Annotated in this window: 16 protein-coding genes; 7 read left to right on the forward strand and 9 right to left on the reverse strand. The window is 68.5% G+C overall.

The genetic code is table 11. The features are described from left to right. Window positions 1–93: 93 nt before the first annotated feature. Window positions 94–1,029: an RNA polymerase sigma factor RpoH gene (gene rpoH, locus JWP60_RS05895; RefSeq protein ID WP_299787699.1), complete on the reverse strand. Its 936-nt coding sequence runs from the start codon at window positions 1,027–1,029 to the stop codon at window positions 94–96. Window positions 1,030–1,177: 148 nt separating this feature from the next. Then, window positions 1,178–1,639 (reverse strand): Mpo1-like protein, encoded by a 462-nt coding sequence (locus JWP60_RS05900; RefSeq protein WP_299787702.1) that lies wholly within the window; start codon window positions 1,637–1,639, stop codon window positions 1,178–1,180. An 81-nt stretch (window positions 1,640–1,720) separates the two neighbouring features. Here JWP60_RS05900 and cutA point away from each other — a divergent pair, with 81 nt between their 5' ends. Next, window positions 1,721–2,017, forward strand: coding sequence for a divalent-cation tolerance protein CutA (cutA, locus tag JWP60_RS05905; RefSeq protein ID WP_299787705.1), 297 nt, complete (start codon window positions 1,721–1,723; stop codon window positions 2,015–2,017). 94 nt (window positions 2,018–2,111) lie between these two features. Here cutA and ftsY read toward each other — a convergent pair whose 3' ends face one another. Further along, window positions 2,112–3,251, reverse strand: coding sequence for a signal recognition particle-docking protein FtsY (gene ftsY, locus JWP60_RS05910; protein ID WP_299787708.1), 1,140 nt, complete (start codon window positions 3,249–3,251; stop codon window positions 2,112–2,114). Between the two features lie 167 nt (window positions 3,252–3,418). Between ftsY and JWP60_RS05915 the strand changes: the two genes are divergently transcribed. The 5 genes from JWP60_RS05915 to JWP60_RS05935 all read left to right on the forward strand — a co-directional run bounded on the left by JWP60_RS05915 (window position 3,419) and on the right by JWP60_RS05935 (window position 8,174). Beyond that, the gene (locus JWP60_RS05915; protein ID WP_299787743.1) at window positions 3,419–4,705 is read left to right on the forward strand and encodes a pitrilysin family protein; all 1,287 of its coding nucleotides are present in this window, start codon (window positions 3,419–3,421) and stop codon (window positions 4,703–4,705) included. Between the two features lie 10 nt (window positions 4,706–4,715). Then, window positions 4,716–6,071: a pitrilysin family protein gene (locus tag JWP60_RS05920; RefSeq protein ID WP_299787711.1), complete on the forward strand. Its 1,356-nt coding sequence runs from the start codon at window positions 4,716–4,718 to the stop codon at window positions 6,069–6,071. Window positions 6,072–6,283: 212 nt separating this feature from the next. Further along, on the forward strand, window positions 6,284–6,871 hold the full coding sequence (gene rsmD, locus JWP60_RS05925) for a 16S rRNA (guanine(966)-N(2))-methyltransferase RsmD (protein WP_299787714.1): 588 nt from the start codon (window positions 6,284–6,286) through the stop codon (window positions 6,869–6,871). Between the two features lie 48 nt (window positions 6,872–6,919). After that, window positions 6,920–7,420, forward strand: a complete 501-nt coding sequence (gene coaD, locus JWP60_RS05930) for a pantetheine-phosphate adenylyltransferase (protein WP_299787717.1) — start codon at window positions 6,920–6,922, stop codon at window positions 7,418–7,420. 79 nt (window positions 7,421–7,499) lie between these two features. Next, a complete protein-coding gene (locus tag JWP60_RS05935; protein WP_299787720.1) occupies window positions 7,500–8,174 on the forward strand; it encodes a histidine phosphatase family protein in 675 nt (224 codons plus the stop codon). 173 nt (window positions 8,175–8,347) lie between these two features. Here JWP60_RS05935 and JWP60_RS05940 read toward each other — a convergent pair whose 3' ends face one another. The 6 genes from JWP60_RS05940 to JWP60_RS05965 form a co-directional block, all read right to left on the reverse strand. Continuing rightward, window positions 8,348–9,772 (reverse strand): amidase, encoded by a 1,425-nt coding sequence (locus tag JWP60_RS05940; RefSeq protein WP_299787723.1) that lies wholly within the window; start codon window positions 9,770–9,772, stop codon window positions 8,348–8,350. 3 nt (window positions 9,773–9,775) lie between these two features. Further along, window positions 9,776–11,269, reverse strand: coding sequence for an ABC transporter substrate-binding protein (locus JWP60_RS05945; protein WP_299787726.1), 1,494 nt, complete (start codon window positions 11,267–11,269; stop codon window positions 9,776–9,778). 64 nt (window positions 11,270–11,333) lie between these two features. Continuing rightward, on the reverse strand, window positions 11,334–12,155 hold the full coding sequence (locus JWP60_RS05950) for an ATP-binding cassette domain-containing protein (RefSeq protein WP_299787728.1): 822 nt from the start codon (window positions 12,153–12,155) through the stop codon (window positions 11,334–11,336). Further along, on the reverse strand, window positions 12,152–13,210 hold the full coding sequence (locus tag JWP60_RS05955; protein ID WP_299787731.1) for an ABC transporter ATP-binding protein: 1,059 nt from the start codon (window positions 13,208–13,210) through the stop codon (window positions 12,152–12,154). Before JWP60_RS05955 ends, JWP60_RS05950 begins: the two co-directional genes overlap by 4 nt. Next, a complete protein-coding gene (locus JWP60_RS05960) occupies window positions 13,207–14,085 on the reverse strand; it encodes an ABC transporter permease (protein WP_299787734.1) in 879 nt (292 codons plus the stop codon). The genes JWP60_RS05955 and JWP60_RS05960 overlap by 4 nt, the downstream gene beginning before the upstream one ends. Beyond that, entirely contained in the window at window positions 14,082–15,032 is a 951-nt protein-coding gene (locus JWP60_RS05965) for an ABC transporter permease (RefSeq protein ID WP_299787737.1), read from the reverse strand. Before JWP60_RS05965 ends, JWP60_RS05960 begins: the two co-directional genes overlap by 4 nt. A 45-nt stretch (window positions 15,033–15,077) precedes the next feature. On the opposite strand from JWP60_RS05965, the gene JWP60_RS05970 reads away from it, so the two are divergent. Further along, window positions 15,078–15,347, forward strand: coding sequence for a YfhL family 4Fe-4S dicluster ferredoxin (locus JWP60_RS05970; RefSeq protein ID WP_299787740.1), 270 nt, complete (start codon window positions 15,078–15,080; stop codon window positions 15,345–15,347). Window positions 15,348–15,402: the final 55 nt, after the last annotated feature.

The following is a 15,402-nucleotide window of genomic DNA, read 5'->3' on the forward strand; positions in this document are numbered from 1 at the left end:
GCTTGCCGCCGTCCGCGCTGGAAAACCCCCCGTCAGGCGCGCCGAAACAACAAAAAGCCCGGCACAGCCGGGCTTTTCGAGAGTGGTTCTCGTTCAGGCGAATTCGGCGAGTGCCTTCTTCATCTTCTTCATGGCCGCCACCTCGATCTGGCGGATGCGCTCGGCCGAGACCCCGTACTCCGCCGCCAGTTCGTGCAGCGTCATGCCGCCCGAGCCGTCGTCGTTGACCTTGAGCCAGCGCTCCTCCACGATGCGGCGGCTGCGCGCATCGAGCTGGTCGAGGGCCGCGGCGATGCCCGCCGTGGCCATGGTGTCGCGCTCGCGGTTCTCGATCTCCTGCGTCGGCTCGTGGCTCGCGTCGGCCAGGTACGCGATCGGGCCGAAAGACTCTTCGCCGTCGTCGGCCGGGCCCGGATCGAGCATCACGTCGCCGCCCGACATGCGGGTTTCCATCTCGATCACTTCCTCGCGCTTGACGTTCAGCTGGCGCGCCATGACCTCGATCTGCGCATCGGTCAGCGTGTCGCGGTGGGTCTGCGCGTCTTCGTCGTCCTTGAAGCCCTGCTTCATGGAGCGCAGGTTGAAGAACAGCTTGCGCTGCGCCTTGGTCGTGGCGACCTTGACCATGCGCCAGTTCTTCAGGATGTATTCGTGGATCTCCGCCCGGATCCAGTGCAAGGCGTAGCTCACCAGGCGCACGCCCTGGTCGGGGTCGAAGCGCTTCACGGCCTTCATCAGGCCGATGTTGCCTTCCTGGATCAGGTCGCCGTGGGGCAGGCCGTAGCCCAGGTACTTCCGCGAGACGGACACGACCAGACGCAGGTGCGAGAGCACCAGTTTTCCGGCGGCTTCAAGGTCGTTCTGGTCCTTGAACTTCCTCGCGAATTCTTGTTCTTCCTCCGCCGTCAGCATCGGCAGCCGGTTGACCGCCGAAATGTATGCGTCCAGGTTGCCCAGCGACGGAACGACGGCCCAAGGGTTGGCGACTGCCAACGCCGTGGTACCCGAGGCTCCAATGGTTGAGGACATACCGGAATCTCCTGTTGCTTTGTTAAAAATACTAGCACTCTGTTAGAGAGAGTGCCAGGCAAAGGGTTCCGTAGGCAAGGGTCGCGTCTGGCGGTGGGAGCGACCTGCCAGGGGAGCGGATGATGCTGTGTCCCGGGAAGGCGCCCCGCTACCAGCGGATGCCGAGCTTCAGGTACAGCTTGCTCACGACAAAGATGGGTCCGACCCAGAGATATTGCAAGTCCTCGAAGAAGCTCGGCTTCTTTCCTTCGAACTTGTGCCCCACGAACTGCGCGATCCAGGCGGCGACGAACACCGCGACCGAGATCGGCAGTACGTGCTCACCCATCGCGTGGACCAGGCCCAGCCCCACCGCGGACAGGGCAGCCATCGTCGCCAGCCAGACGATCGAGAGGCGCGCGTAGTACACCATGCTGGCCGCCACGAAGGCGTAGGCCACCCAGGGATGGATGGCAAACAGCAGTCCGAGCAGGCTGAGCATGATCAGCGGAATGGCCACGCAGTGGATCTTCGCGTTGCGCGGATCGCGGTGGCTCTCGCCGTAGTGGGCGAGCAGCCGGTCGATCTTGCGCGGGCTCGCGCTGTCGGCGGCATTGGCGAGGGTGGACATGGGGCGCTCCTGGCGGCAGACAATGCGCGGATTCTGGAGGCGACCGCGATGCCCGAATGTAATGACCGCGACATTCTGACGGTGACCACGACCCTGGGCACGCCAGCCGATGCCCGGGCCCTGGCCCGCGCGATCCTGCAGCGGCGCCTCGCTGCCTGCGTGCAGGTGGAGGAGGGGCTGACTTCGTTCTATCGCTGGCAGGGCAAGGAGTGCGAGGACGCCGAGGTGCGGCTGACGATCAAGACCTTGCCGCACTGCGAGGCAGGCTTGCTGGCCTTGTTCGCCGAGCAGCATCCGTACGAGGTGCCGCAGTTCCTGTGCATGCGGATGCGGGCGAGCGAAGCGTACCTGGCATGGGCGACCGGAGAGGTCTTGTAGGCTGGGCTGGCCGCAGGCCACCCCAGCTTGCGCGGAAAAGCTGGGGTGCGCTGCGCGCAGCCCAGCCTACGCATGGCCGTCGAACAGCGGCAATTCACGACAACAACGCCAGCGCAAACTCCCGCGCGCTGAAAGTCTCCAGGTCCTCCAGCTTCTCGCCCACGCCGATGAAATACACCGGCACCGGCTTCTCCTGCGCGATCGCGGCCAGCACGCCGCCCTTGGCCGTGCCATCGAGCTTGGTGATGATCAGCCCGGTGAGCTGCAGTGCGGCATCGAAGGCCTTCACCTGCGCCACGGCGTTCTGCCCGGTGTTGCCGTCGATCACCAGCAGCACCTCGTGCGGCGCGCTGGCGTCCGCCTTCGCGACCACCCGCCGGATCTTGCGCAGCTCCTCCATCAGGTGCAGCTGCGTCGGCAGCCGGCCCGCGGTATCGACGATGACGACGTCCTTGCGTCGTGCCTTGCCGGCAGTGACCGCGTCGAAGCTCACGGCCGCCGGGTCGCCGCCTTCCTGGCTGACGATCTCCACCTTGTTGCGGTCGGCCCAGACGGCAAGCTGCTCCTTCGCCGCGGCACGAAAGGTGTCGGCCGCGGCCAGCAGAACGGTCTGGCCCGCATCGGCCAGGTGCTTCGTGAGCTTGCCGATCGAGGTGGTCTTGCCCGCACCATTGACCCCGGCCACCATGATCACGGTCGGCACATGCTCACCGATGGCCAGCGGGCGCTCCAGCGGCCGCAGCAATTGCGTGAGCGCATCGACCAGGATGTTCTTGGCCTGCACGGGCCGCGTCGCGCCGGTCGCCGCCACCTTGCGCTTGACCTCGTTGAGCAGGTACCCGGTCGCGCCGACGCCGGCGTCGGCCATCAGCAGCGCCGTTTCCAGCTCTTCGTAAAGCGCGTCGTCGATCTGCGCGCCGGTAAAGACTTGCGAAATGTTTGCGCCGGTCTTGCGCAGGCCGGCGCTCAGCCGGTCCATCCAGCTCTGCCGTTCCGGCGCGACCGTGGGCGCGACCGGAATCTCCAGGGGCGCGACGAGCGCACTGCCGATCAGCCCGCCGCCCTTGGCTGGCGCGGGCGCCGGGCTTGCGGTCGGGGCAGTAGCGGGAGCGAAAAACGGGGCGGGCGCAGGCGCCGCAAGGGGAGGGGGAGCCACGACCGGCGCTGCCGTGGCGGCGGGTGGGGGGGCGGGCGCCGGGGTCGCCGCAGGTTTTTTCCGGAAGAAGCTGAACATCAGGAAGTTTCTAGAATCACATCGATTCTATGAAACAGCACCTCCGGTCGTTCCTCTTCCTGCTCTTTTCCTCCTTGCTCATGCTCTGGCTGCCCGGGGCGGGCGCACAGATCTCCGGTCCCGCGCCGGCGCAGGAGAAGCCGCAGCAATACAAGCTCGCCAACGGCATGACGGTGATCGTCAAGCCGGACCGGCGCGCACCGACTGCCGTGCACATGCTCTACGTGCGCGTCGGTGCCATGGACGAAGTCGATGGCACCACCGGCGTGGCGCACGTGCTGGAACACATGATGTTCAAGGGCACGCCCACCACCAAGCCCGGCGAGTTCTCACGCCGCGTCGCCGGCCTGGGCGGCCGCGAAAACGCCTTCACCACCCGTGACAACACCGGCTTCTACCAGCAGATTCCCGCCGGCAAGCTGGAGGACGTGATCAAGCTCGAGTCCGATCGTTTCGCGCACAACCAATGGGCCGACGACGAATTCAAGCGCGAGCTCGAGGTGGTCAAGGAGGAGCGCCGCATGCGCACCGACGACAGCCCGCGCGCGCAACTGTTCGAGCAGCTGAGCCCGGTGGTCTACGAGGCCTCGCCTTATCGCCGCCCGGTGGTGGGCTGGATGTCCGACCTCGACGCGATGACGCCCGACGATGCGCGCGCTTTCTATCGCCGCTGGTACGTGCCCGCCAATGCCGCGGTCGTGATCGCCGGCGACGTCGATCCCGTGAAGGTGCGCCAGCTCGTGGAGAAGTACTACGGCAGCATCCCGGCCAAGCCGGTGCCCGCGCGCAAGCCGCGCGAGGAGCCGCTGCAGAACGGCATCCGCCGGCTCGAATTCAAGGCGCCGGCAGACCAGTCGTTCGTCACGCTCGCCTACAAGGTGCCGCAGCTCACCGGCTTCGAGCACACGCGCGACAACGACGACGCGCTCGCACTCACCGTGCTGTCCGCCGTGCTCGATGGCTACGAGGGCGCGCGCCTGGACCGCGCGCTGACGCAAGGCCCGAACCGCGTGGCCGACAGCGTCGATGCGGGCAATGGCCTGTGGGGCCGCGGGCCGCAGCTGTTCACGCTCTCGGGCGTGCCGGCCGCCGGCAAGACGCCGGAGCAGGTGGAAGCGTCCCTGCGCGCCGAGGTGGCACGGGTCGCCCACGACGGCGTGACCGAGGCCGAACTCAATCGCGTCAAGACCCGCTGGATCGCCGGCGAGATCTACAAGCTCGACTCCGTGATGAACCAGGCGCGCGAACTCGGTGGCGCGTGGGTGGTCGGCCTGCCGATCGACGCCGACGACCGGTTGATGGCCCGCCTGCGCGAGGTGACCGCCGACCAGGTGAAGTCGGTCGCTGCCCGCTACTTCAGCGAAGACCAGCTTTCGGTCGGCGTCCTGCGCCCGCTGCCGGTCGACCCCAATCGCAAGCCGCGCCAACCCGCGATGCCGCTGCGCCAAGACTGAAAGGACTTCCATGCGTTTTTCCGACTTCCTCGCGCGCGGGGCGGCCGCGGCCGTTTGCGCCTGCGCCGTCTCCGCGCCCGCCTGGGCCGCCCTGCCGATCCAGAAATGGCAGCAGCCCAGTGGCGCGCAGGTCTACCTGATCGAAAGTCCCAGCCTGCCGATGCTCGACGTGCAGATCGACTTCGACGCCGGCGACCGCCGCGACCCGGCCGACAAGGCCGGCCTGTCCGCCGTCACGGCCGGCATGACCGACAAGGGCATCGTCGCGCGCGACGGCGAGCCTGCCCTCGACGAGAACCAGCTGGGCGAGGCCTGGGCCGACCTCGGTGCCTCCTTCGGCGGCGGCTCGGGCACCGACCGAATGAGTTTCAACCTGCGCTCGCTGACGTATCCCGACCTGCTCACCAAGGCGGTCAGCCTCGGTGCCCGTGAACTGGGTGAGCCGGCCTTCCCCGACGACGTGTGGCAGCGGGATCGCCAACGCATGGTGGCCTCCATTCGCGAAGCCAACACGCGGCCGGCCACGATCGCCGCGCGGGCGTTCGGGCAGGCGGTGTACGGCACGCATCCCTACGGCTACGACACCACCGAGGAGTCGCTGTCGCACGTCACCGTGCAGGACATGCGTGACTTCTACCGGCTGGTGCAGCCGTGCCGCGCCAAGGTGAGCATCGTCGGCGCCGTCAATCGCCAGCAGGCCGACCAGATCACGACGACGCTGCTCTCGCACCTGCCCACGGGTACGTGCCAGGCCTTGCCCCCGGTGCCCGAAGTGCCGGCGCTGACGAAGGCCAGCGAGCGCGACATCCCCTTCGCCTCGGCGCAGGCGCACGTGCTGATCGGCCAGCCCGGCTACAAGCGCGACGACCCCGACTACTTCCCGCTGCTGGTGGGCAACTACATCCTGGGTGGCGGCGGCTTCGTCTCGCGCCTGACCGAGGAGGTGCGGCAAAAGCGTGGCCTGAGCTACAGCGTCTACAGCTACTTCGCGCCGGGGCTGCATGCCGGCGCGTTCACGGTTGGCCTGCAGACGCGGCCCGACCAGGCGCAGCAGGCGGTACAGGTCTCGCGCGACGTGGTGCGGCGCTTCGTCGCCGAAGGCCCCACGCCCGCGGAATTGAAGGCGGCCAAGGACTTCATGATCGGCGGCTTCGCGCTGCGCATCGACAGCAACCGCAAGCTGCTGGACAACCTGGCCAACATCGCATGGCACAACCTGCCGCTGGATTACCTCGACACCTGGACGAAGCAGGTCGAAAAGGTGACCGTGGGCGACATCAAGGCCGCCTTCGCGCGCAAGCTGCAGCCGGATCGCATGGTGACCGTGGTGGTCGGTGGCGCCGACGTCGCGCCGGCCCGACAGTAGCCTCATCCCTTTGGCGGTTCCCCTGTCAATCTTGACAGGGGGAGATCTCGCTTCCGGGGCTGCGGCCCTGAACAATGGCTCCTGTGCTGTCACGCCGAAGCGGCGCCCAGACACAGGGAGTTCACAGGGAGTGAGTCGGGGTACGGCCTGCGGGCCGTACCCCTTTTTTTGCCTGCGGCGATGGGAATGTCGCCCGCGGGTAAGCTCCCGGTATGGCCCGTACCTCCCCGACTGCCCGCCGCACCCTGCCGCATCAGGTGCGCATCATCGGCGGCACCTGGAAGCGCACGCTGTTGCCGGTGCTCGACCGCCCCGGCCTGCGCCCCACGCCGGACCGCGTGCGCGAAACTCTCTTCAACTGGCTCGGCCAGGACCTCGCCGGCTGGCGCTGCGTCGATGCCTTTGCCGGTACTGGCGCGCTCGGGCTGGAGGCCGCCTCGCGCGGCGCGGCCGACGTGCTGCTGGTCGAGGCCGAGGGCGTGCTGGTCGACCAGCTGCGTGCCGTCGTCCAGCGACTCGCCGCCGAGCAGGTGCGCGTGCAGCGGGGCAACGCGCTGTCGGTGCTGGCGACCTTGCCGGCTGCCAGCCTCGACCTCGTGTTCATCGACCCGCCCTTCGAGTCCGACCTGTTCGACAAGGCGCTGGCCGCGGCACGCCCGGCGCTGGCCGGCACCGGCTTCGTCTATCTCGAGGCGCCCTCGCCGTGGGCGGCCGAGGCGCTGGCGCCGCACCGCCTGGAGCTGGTGCGGCACATGAAGGCGGGCGCGGTGCACGGGCACCTGTTGCGTTCGGTTGCATAATCCGGCGCAACTGAACCGGCGCCCGCCCGAGGCGATGAGGAGAGCACCATGACCAGCGACGTCATCGCCGTCTACCCCGGCACCTTCGACCCCATGACCCTGGGCCACGAGGACGTCGTGCATCGGGCGAGCCAGCTGTTCGGCCAGCTGATCGTGGCGGTTGCCGCCGGCCACCACAAGAAGTCGCTCTTCACGATGCAGGAGCGCATCGACATGGCGCGCGAGGCGCTGAAGGGCTACCCGCAGGTCAGCATCGAAGGCTTCAGCGGCCTGGTGCGCGACTTCGTCGTGTCCCGCGGCGGCAAGGCGATGGTGCGCGGCGTGCGCGCGGTCACCGACTTCGATTACGAGTTCCAGCTCGCCGGCATGAACCGCCACCTGATGCCCGAGGTGGAAACGGTCTTCATGACGCCGAGCGACAAGTACCAGTTCATCAGCAGCACCTTCGTGCGCGAGATCGCCGTGCTGGGCGGCGAAGTGCACCAGTTCGTGTCGCCGTCGGTGCAACAGCGGCTGGTGGAGAAGGTGCGGAGTCTCGGCCGGGAATAAATACCCCGCGCCCGTGTTTTCTGCCTCTCGTACTGTCGAGCCTGGCCCGGGATAATCTCCTCACGACAAGGGAGGGCGCATGACCGAGCTGGTGCTGATTCGCCATGGCGAGACCGACATGAACCGCGAGTTGCGCTTCCAGGGGCATGTGAACGCGGCTCTCAACGACATTGGCCACGCCCAGGCAAGGCGGCTGGCGGAGCGTCTTGCCGACGAGCCTGCGCACGCGCTCTATGCCAGCGACCTGCTGCGCGCCCGCCAGACCGCTGGGCCGATTGCCGGCGAACTTTCCCTGCAGCCGATCGCCGATGCCGGCCTGCGCGAACAGTGCTTCGGCCGCGTCGACGGCATGCGCGTGGCCGACATCCAGCGCGAACATCCCGAGGCCTGGGCCGGCTGGCTGCGCTTCGAGGAAGATTTCGCGATGCCTGAAGGCGAGTCCACCCGCGCCTTCCATGCCCGCGTGATCGCTGCCGTGCAGCGCCTGGTGGCCGCGCACCCGCAGCAGACGGTGGTGGTGGTCACACACGGCGGCGTGCTGGACATGATCTATCGCACCGCCCGCGGCCTTGGCCTGGGCGGGCCGCGCCAGAGCGAGATTCCCAACGCCGGCGTCAATCGCGTCCGCGTGCGCGAGGGCGCCTTCGAGGTGCTCGCCTGGGCCGACACGCGGCATCTGGCGGACCTGCCGGCGCAGCCGGTGTACGACCAGCGCAGGCTGCTGGTGCCGCGCGCCGCAACCGGCACTGCCTGATCGGGCTGCTGCCCTCACCCCAGCCCTCTCCCGCGGGCGGGAGAGGGAGCCTGCAAGCAGGCCCCGGATGTCATCCCGGGCTTGACCCGGGATCCATGCAGCGCCGGGGCCGCCTGCGGCGGTGGATTGCGGGTCAAGCCCGCAATGACATCCCGCCGAGGGGCCCGCTCAGCTCAATCCAGGGTCGCCACAGCCTGCGACGGCGGCTGCGGCCAGGGCCGCTGCGGCTCGCGGATCGCCTCGAAGGCGCGGGCCACCTGCAGCACGCCGAGGTCGTCGAAGCGCTTGCCGGCGATCTGCAGGCCGATCGGCAGGCCGCTCTTCGTGTAGCCGCAATTGATGGACGCCGCCGGCTGCTCCGACATGTTGAAAGGCACGGTGAAGCCGATGTGCTCCAGCGGCCGCAGCGGGTCGTTGGTGGGCGAGGGCAGTTCGGCGGCGAAGGCGGGCACCGGCGACACCGGCGAGATCACGTAGTCGAAGGGACGGCAGGCGTTCACCGCGGCGACGCGCGTCAGGTGGAACTGGTGGAAGGCGCGAAACACCGCCTCGCCCGTCATTCCGGCCGCGCTGTGGGCCCATTCCCGGATGTAGGGCAGCACACGCGCGCGCGCCGCCGGCGCCAGCGCGCCCATGTCGACGTGCGAGCGCATGCGCCAGAAATGGTCCATGCCATCGAGCATGCCCTGCGTCATGAAGGGCCGCATCGGTGCGACGACCGCGCCGGCGCGCTCCAGCAACTGCGCGGCGCGCTCCACCGCGGCGCGTAGCTCCGGCTCGACGGCCAGGCCGCAGCCGGCTTCCAGCAGCAGGCCGATGCGCAAACCGCGCAGGCGCTCGACACCGGCATCGAATGAATGCCACGCGATGTCCTGCGGCGGCAGGGCCATGCTGTCGCGATCGTCGGCACGCGCCAACACCTTCATCAGCAGCGCGGCATCCCCCACGGTGCGCGTCATGGGCCCGGCGGCGCGGCCCGTGTACGGCGGATCGATCGGCACGCGTCCCAGGCTGGGCTTGAGCGTGAAGATGCCGCACCAGCCCGCCGGCAGGCGCAGCGAGCCGCCGATGTCCGTGCCTATGTGCAACGGCCCGTAGCCGGCAGCAGCAGCAGCGCCGCCGCCCGCACTGGAGCCGCCGGGCGTCTTCGACAGATCCCAGGGATTGCGGGCAAGCGCATGAAAGCTGGAGAGCCCGGACGACAGCATGCCGTAATCGGGCATGGTGGTCTTGGCGAGGATCACCGCGCCGTGCTCGCGCACGCGCGCCGCCGGTGGCGCGTCGGCACTCGCGGGCACCAGCTCACAGGCAGCCGTTCCCAGCGGGGTGGGGTCGCCACGCGTGGCGATGTTGTCCTTGATCGTGACCGGCACGCCGTCGATCAGGCCGAGCGGCTCGCCGCGCAGCCAGCGCGCCTCGCTGCGCTGCGCCTGCTCGATCACGTGCTCGGGGCGCAGCAGGTACAGCGCGTGCGCGTGCTGCTCCCAGCGCTCGACGTGGCCCAGCACGCTGCGCGCGACCTCCACCGGCGACACCTCACGGCGGCGGTAGAGGTCGACCAGCGTCGCGGCCGACAACTCGTGCAAGGCATCGCTCATCGCTCAGGCCCAGGACAGCGCGGACAGATCGTTGACGAACACCGGCATGTCCTTCCACAGCCCCCTGACGTTCCGGTTGGCGATGGTCACCCATTGCGGCTGGTACAGGAAGGCGTGCGGCGAGTCGTCGGCGATGAGGCGCTGGAGGTCGGCCTGCAGCTTCGCGCGGTCCCTGGGATTGGGCGAGCTCTTGTACTTGTTGTACAGCGCGTCGAACTTCTCCGAGTGGTAGTTCCAGTAGTAGTCCGGCTTGGCGAAGTTGCCCAGGTCGAAGGGCTCGACGTGCGAGATGATCGTCATGTCGTAGTTCTTGTTGCCGTAGACGTTCGAGAGCCACTGCGCCCACTCCACGTTCTGCAGCTTCGCATTGATCCCCACCTTGGCCAGTTCCGCGGCGATCAGCTCGCCGCCCTGGCGCGCATAGGGTGGCGGCGGCAGTGTGATGGTCACGTCCACCGGCGCAGTCACGCCGGCCTCCTTCAGCAGCGCCTTCGCACGATCCGGGTTGTAGGCGTTCACGCTGGTGAGGTCGACATAGCCCGGCGCACTCGGCGGGTAGTAGCTGCCGATGACGGCGCCGAAGCCGTCGCCCGCAGCCTGGATCACCGCCTTGCGGTCGATGGCCATGGCCACCGCGCGCCGCACGCGCACGTCGTCGAAGGGCTTCCTGCGGTTGTTGATGGCGAGGATGGTCTTGGCGCGGGAGCCCGAGACGATCACCTGGAAGCGCGGGTTGCCCTTGAACTGCTCGACGCCCCGGGGCGTGACCCGCGGAAAGGCATCGACATCGCCCGCCAGCAGCGCGGCCACCTGCGCCGCCGGATCGGCGATGAAGCGGAAGCTCGCGCGCTGCAGGCGGATGGCCGCGGCATTGCGCCAGTCGTCCCATTTCTTCAGGGCGATCGAGGAGCCGCGCACCCAGTTCTCCAGCACGTACGGGCCGGTGCCCACCGGCCTGGTCATGTTGCTGTCCGCGCTCTTCGGCTCGACGATCGCCGCGGTGGCCTGCCCCAGCAGGAAGGGGAAGTCGGGATCGACTTCCTTGGTGAGGATCACGACCGTGTAGTCGTCGACCGCGCGCGTGCTGACGTTGGCGAAGGTGCGCTTGTCCTTGTTGGTGCTCTTCTCGCCGCCGGCGCGGTCAAAGGCGAACTTCACGGTGTGGGCGTTGAAAGGCTCGCCGTTGTGGAACTTCACGCCCTTGCGCAGCTTGAAGGTGTAGGTCGTGAGGTCCGGCGACACCTCCCAGCTCTCGGCCAGCAGCGGCGCGACCGAGCCATCGGCATTGATCTTGGTGAGCGTCTCGAAGATGTTGTACAGCGCCACCTCGCCAATGGAGGATGCCGCGCCACCGGTGGGGTCGAGCCCGGGGCTGGGCTCCAGCGCCATGCCCAGGACGATGGCGTCCTTGCGGTTCTGCGCCAGCACGCCCGCGGGGAGCGTGGCGAAGGCGGCCAGGGATGCGGAGTGCGTGAGCACGCTGCGGCGTCGGATCATGGCGGGGGACTCCAGGGAGCTTGGGTGAAACTGCGTGCGGCCACGGCGGGGCCTCTTGCGGGCATCATCCCCGAGATTGCGGCGCAGTGGCAAGAGGCGGCTGCGCCTGCGGCACGGCGGCGATCAACTCGCGCGTGTACGGATGTTCGGGCGCGGCGAAGAGGCGCTCGGGCGGTCCCTGTTCGACGATGCGCCCCTGCTGCAGCACGGCGACTTCGGCGCACAGGTGCTGCACCACCGCGAGGTCGTGGCTGATCAGCATGTAGGTGATGCCGAACTCCTGCTGCAGGTCCTGCAGCAGATTGAGCACCTGGGCCTGCACGGACACATCGAGCGCGCTCACCGGTTCGTCGGCGACCACCAGGCGCGGGCGCGTGACGATCGCGCGCGCGATCGCAATGCGCTGCCGCTGCCCGCCGGAAAATTCGTGCGGCACTTTGCGCAGGTCGCTCGCCCGCAGGCCGACCGCCTCGAGCGCCTCGGCCGCGCGCTGGCGCTGCTCGTCACGGCCGGCACCTTGCGCCGACAGCGGCTCGGCGACGATGCGTTCGACCGTCTGCCGTGGATCGAGCGAGCCATAGGGATCCTGAAAGACCATCTGGAAGTCGCGGCGCGCGGCGCGCAATTGCTCGCGCGGCAAGGCATGCAGGTCCTGGCCCAGCAGGCGCACGCTGCCCGAGGTCGGCACATCCAGCGCCATCACGAGCCGCGCCAGCGTCGATTTGCCGGACCCCGATTCACCGACGATGCCGAGGCTGCGACCGGCTTCGATGGTGAAGCTCACACCCTGCAAGGCATGCACCTTGCCCGGCCGCTCGAACAACTTCTCGCGCGGCAAGGCGTACTCGCGCACGAGGTTATCGACCTCCAGCAGCGGCGTGCTCATGGCTGCCTCGTGGTTGTTGCTCCCTCTCCCCCTGGGGAGAGGGTTGGGGTGAGGGCAGCAGCGGTGCCGGAGCGCTTGGCCTCTGAAACCACATCCAGCCTGATGCACCTCGCCCTATGCCCCACCCCCACCTCATACCCCGGCGGAAACACCGCGCCGCACTCCGAAATCGTCCACGCGCACCGCCCGGCGAACGGGCACCCCTTAGTCAGCTCCACCAGCTCCGGCACCGTCCCCGGAATGGTCGCGAGCCGCTGCCCCTTGGCCATGCGCAGCCCGGGCCGCGCGGCGAGCAGTCCCAGCGTGTACGGATGCGTCGCATCCGCGAACACCGAGGCGGTGGGCCCGCTCTCCACCACGGCGCCGCCGTACATCACCAGCACGCGCTGCACGTTCCGTGCGATCACACCGAGGTCGTGCGACACCAGCAGCAGCGCCATGCCGCGTTCTTGCACCAGTCCGCGGATCAGGTCCAGGATCTGCCTTTGCAGCGTGACATCGAGTGCCGTCGTCGGTTCGTCGGCGATCAGCAACTGCGGCCGGCAGGCCAGTGCCATCGCGATCGTGACCCGCTGGCGCTGGCCGCCGGAGAACTGGTGCGGATAGGCGTCGATGCGCCGGGCCGCCTCCGGGATGCCGACGCGATCCAGCAAGGCGATCGCTTCCGCGCGCGCCTGTGAGCGCCCCATGCCGCGATGCAGGCGCAGTGGCTCGGCGACCTGGTGGCCTATCGTGTGCACCGGGTTCAAGGCCGTCATCGGCTCCTGGAACACCATGCCGATGCGGTCGCCGCGCAGCGCGCGCAGCACGGGCTCGGGCTGGCCCAGCAACTCCTGGCCGTCGAAGACGATGCTGCCGCTCACGCGCGCTTGCTCGGGCAGCAGTCCGAGCAAGGCCATGGCGGTCAGCGACTTGCCGCTGCCCGATTCGCCCACCACGCCCAGCGTCTCGCCGGCCGCGAGTGAGAAGCTCACGTCGCGCACCGCCAGCGCCGGCCCGCGTTGCGTCTGCAGTTCGACCGAGAGGTGGCGGACTTCGAGCAGCGGGCGGGTCATCGTTTTCGAGCGAGACGCGGATCGAGCAGGTCGCGCAGCCCGTCACCCAGCAAATTGAGTCCGAGCACCGCCAATGCAATCGCGAGGCCGGGGAACACCGCCAGGCGCGGCGCCTGGAACATCAGCGTCTGCGCCTCGCTCAGCATGCGGCCCCACGAGGGCTGCGGCGGCTGCGTGCCGAGGCCGAGATAGGACAGCGCGGCCTCCGCGAGGATCGCCACGGCGAAGCGAATGGTCGCCTGCACCACCAGCACCGACAGCACGTTGGGCAGCACGTGCTCCAGCGTGATCGCCATGCGGCCCTTGCCGCAGGCGCGCGCGGCCAGCACGAACTCGCGGCTCCACACCGCGTTGGCCGAGGCCCGCGTGATGCGCGCAAAGGTGGGAATGTTGTAGATGCCGATGGCGACGATCGCGTTGACCATGCCCGGGCCGAACACCGCCGTCAGCATGATGGCCGACAGGATGGCGGGAAAGGCGAACGCGAAGTCCGACAGCCGCATGATGATTTCTTCCACCCAGCCGCGCCGCGCCGATGCGAGCAGGCCGAGAGCGGTGCCGATTGCCAGGCCGATGCCCACCGCAATCACCCCCACCGCGATCGAGGCGCGCGCGCCCACCAGCAGCAGCGAGGCGACGTCGCGGCCGAAGGCGTCGGTGCCCAGCCAGTTCTGCGCATCGGGGGCCTTCAACTTCAGGGCCATGTCGATCGCGTAGGGGTCGTGGGGCGTCCACACGAACGACAGCCCCGCGGCCAGCACCACGAAGGCGCTGAGCACCAGGCCGATCACGAAGCTGGGACTGTGCCGCGCGCGCTGCCAGAAGCCGGGCGCTGGCGCGACGAAGGGGGCGGCCGTCTCCAGCACCGCGCTCACAGCTCGCTCGCCTTCACGCGCGGATCGATCACGGCATAGAGCAGGTCGACCACGAAGTTGACCATCACCACCATCGCCGCCAGCAGCATCACGCAGTTGCGCACCACGATCAGGTCGCGGTTGGAGATCGACTGGAAGATCAACCGCCCCAGCCCCGGCAGGTAGAACACGTTTTCCACGACGATCGTGCCGGCCAGCAATTCGGAGAACTGCAGCCCCATCACGGTGATCACCGGGATCAGTGCATTGCGCAGCACGTGGCCCCAAAGCACGCCGCGTTGCGACACGCCCTTGGCCCGCGCGGTGCGCACGAAATCCTCGCGCAGCACCTCCAGCACCGAGGACCGCGTGATCCGCGCGAGGATCGCCGCCTGCACCGCGGCCAGCGACAGCGCCGGCAGCAGCAGGGCCCGCAGCCCGGGCAGGATGCCTTCCTCCCAGCCCGGGAAGCCGCCCGCCGAGAACCACTTCAGCTGCACGGAGAACAGCAGGATCAGCAGGATGGCGAACCAGAAATTGGGAATCGCGATGCCGATCTGCGTGAGGCCCATGATGCCGACGTCGCCCGGCTTGTTGTGGCGCGAGGCCGCGTAGATGCCCGCAGCCAGCGCCAGCACCGTGGTGAAGGCCATGGCCATCAGCGCCAGCGGCACGGTGAGCGCCAGTCTTTGTAGAACGAGTTCGCTCACCGGCGTGCTGTAGGCGTAGCTCAGCCCGAGATCGCCGTGCAGCATGCCGCTGACCCAGTCCCAGTAGCGGGTGAGGGCAGGGCGGTCGAGCCCCAGCTTCTGCGCCATCGCGACGACGCTCTCCGGCGAGGCATCGGGGCCCATCAGGATCTGCGCCGCGTTGCCGGGCAGGACTTCGAGCACCAGGAAGACCACGACGGAGGTGGCCGACAGCGTCGCAATCAGGGTGATCAGGCGCTTGACGAGGAACAGACTCATGCCGCCGGGGATAATGCCAGAACCGCACCAGGAGACCCGGCCACCATGGCATTGATGATTACCGACGAGTGCATCAACTGCGATGTCTGCGAGCCGGAGTGCCCGAACGAGGCGATCTTCCTCGGCCCCGAGATCTACCAGATCGATGCCGACAAATGCACCGAATGCGTCGGCCACTTCGACGAGCCGCAATGCGTGCAGGTCTGCCCGGTGGCCTGCATCCCGGTCGATCCACAGCGCCGCGAAACCCGTGAAACGCTGTGTCAAAAATACCATCGGCTGCAAGCCGTGATACCGGTCGTTCCGGTGCGCTGACGCCCCCGGTGCTTGTCTGAGCATCAAACAGGCCCTTTGCGCACGTCCTGCTTTG

This window comes from Ramlibacter sp. (assembly GCF_028291745.1).
Classification (GTDB): domain Bacteria; phylum Pseudomonadota; class Gammaproteobacteria; order Burkholderiales; family Burkholderiaceae_C; genus Ramlibacter.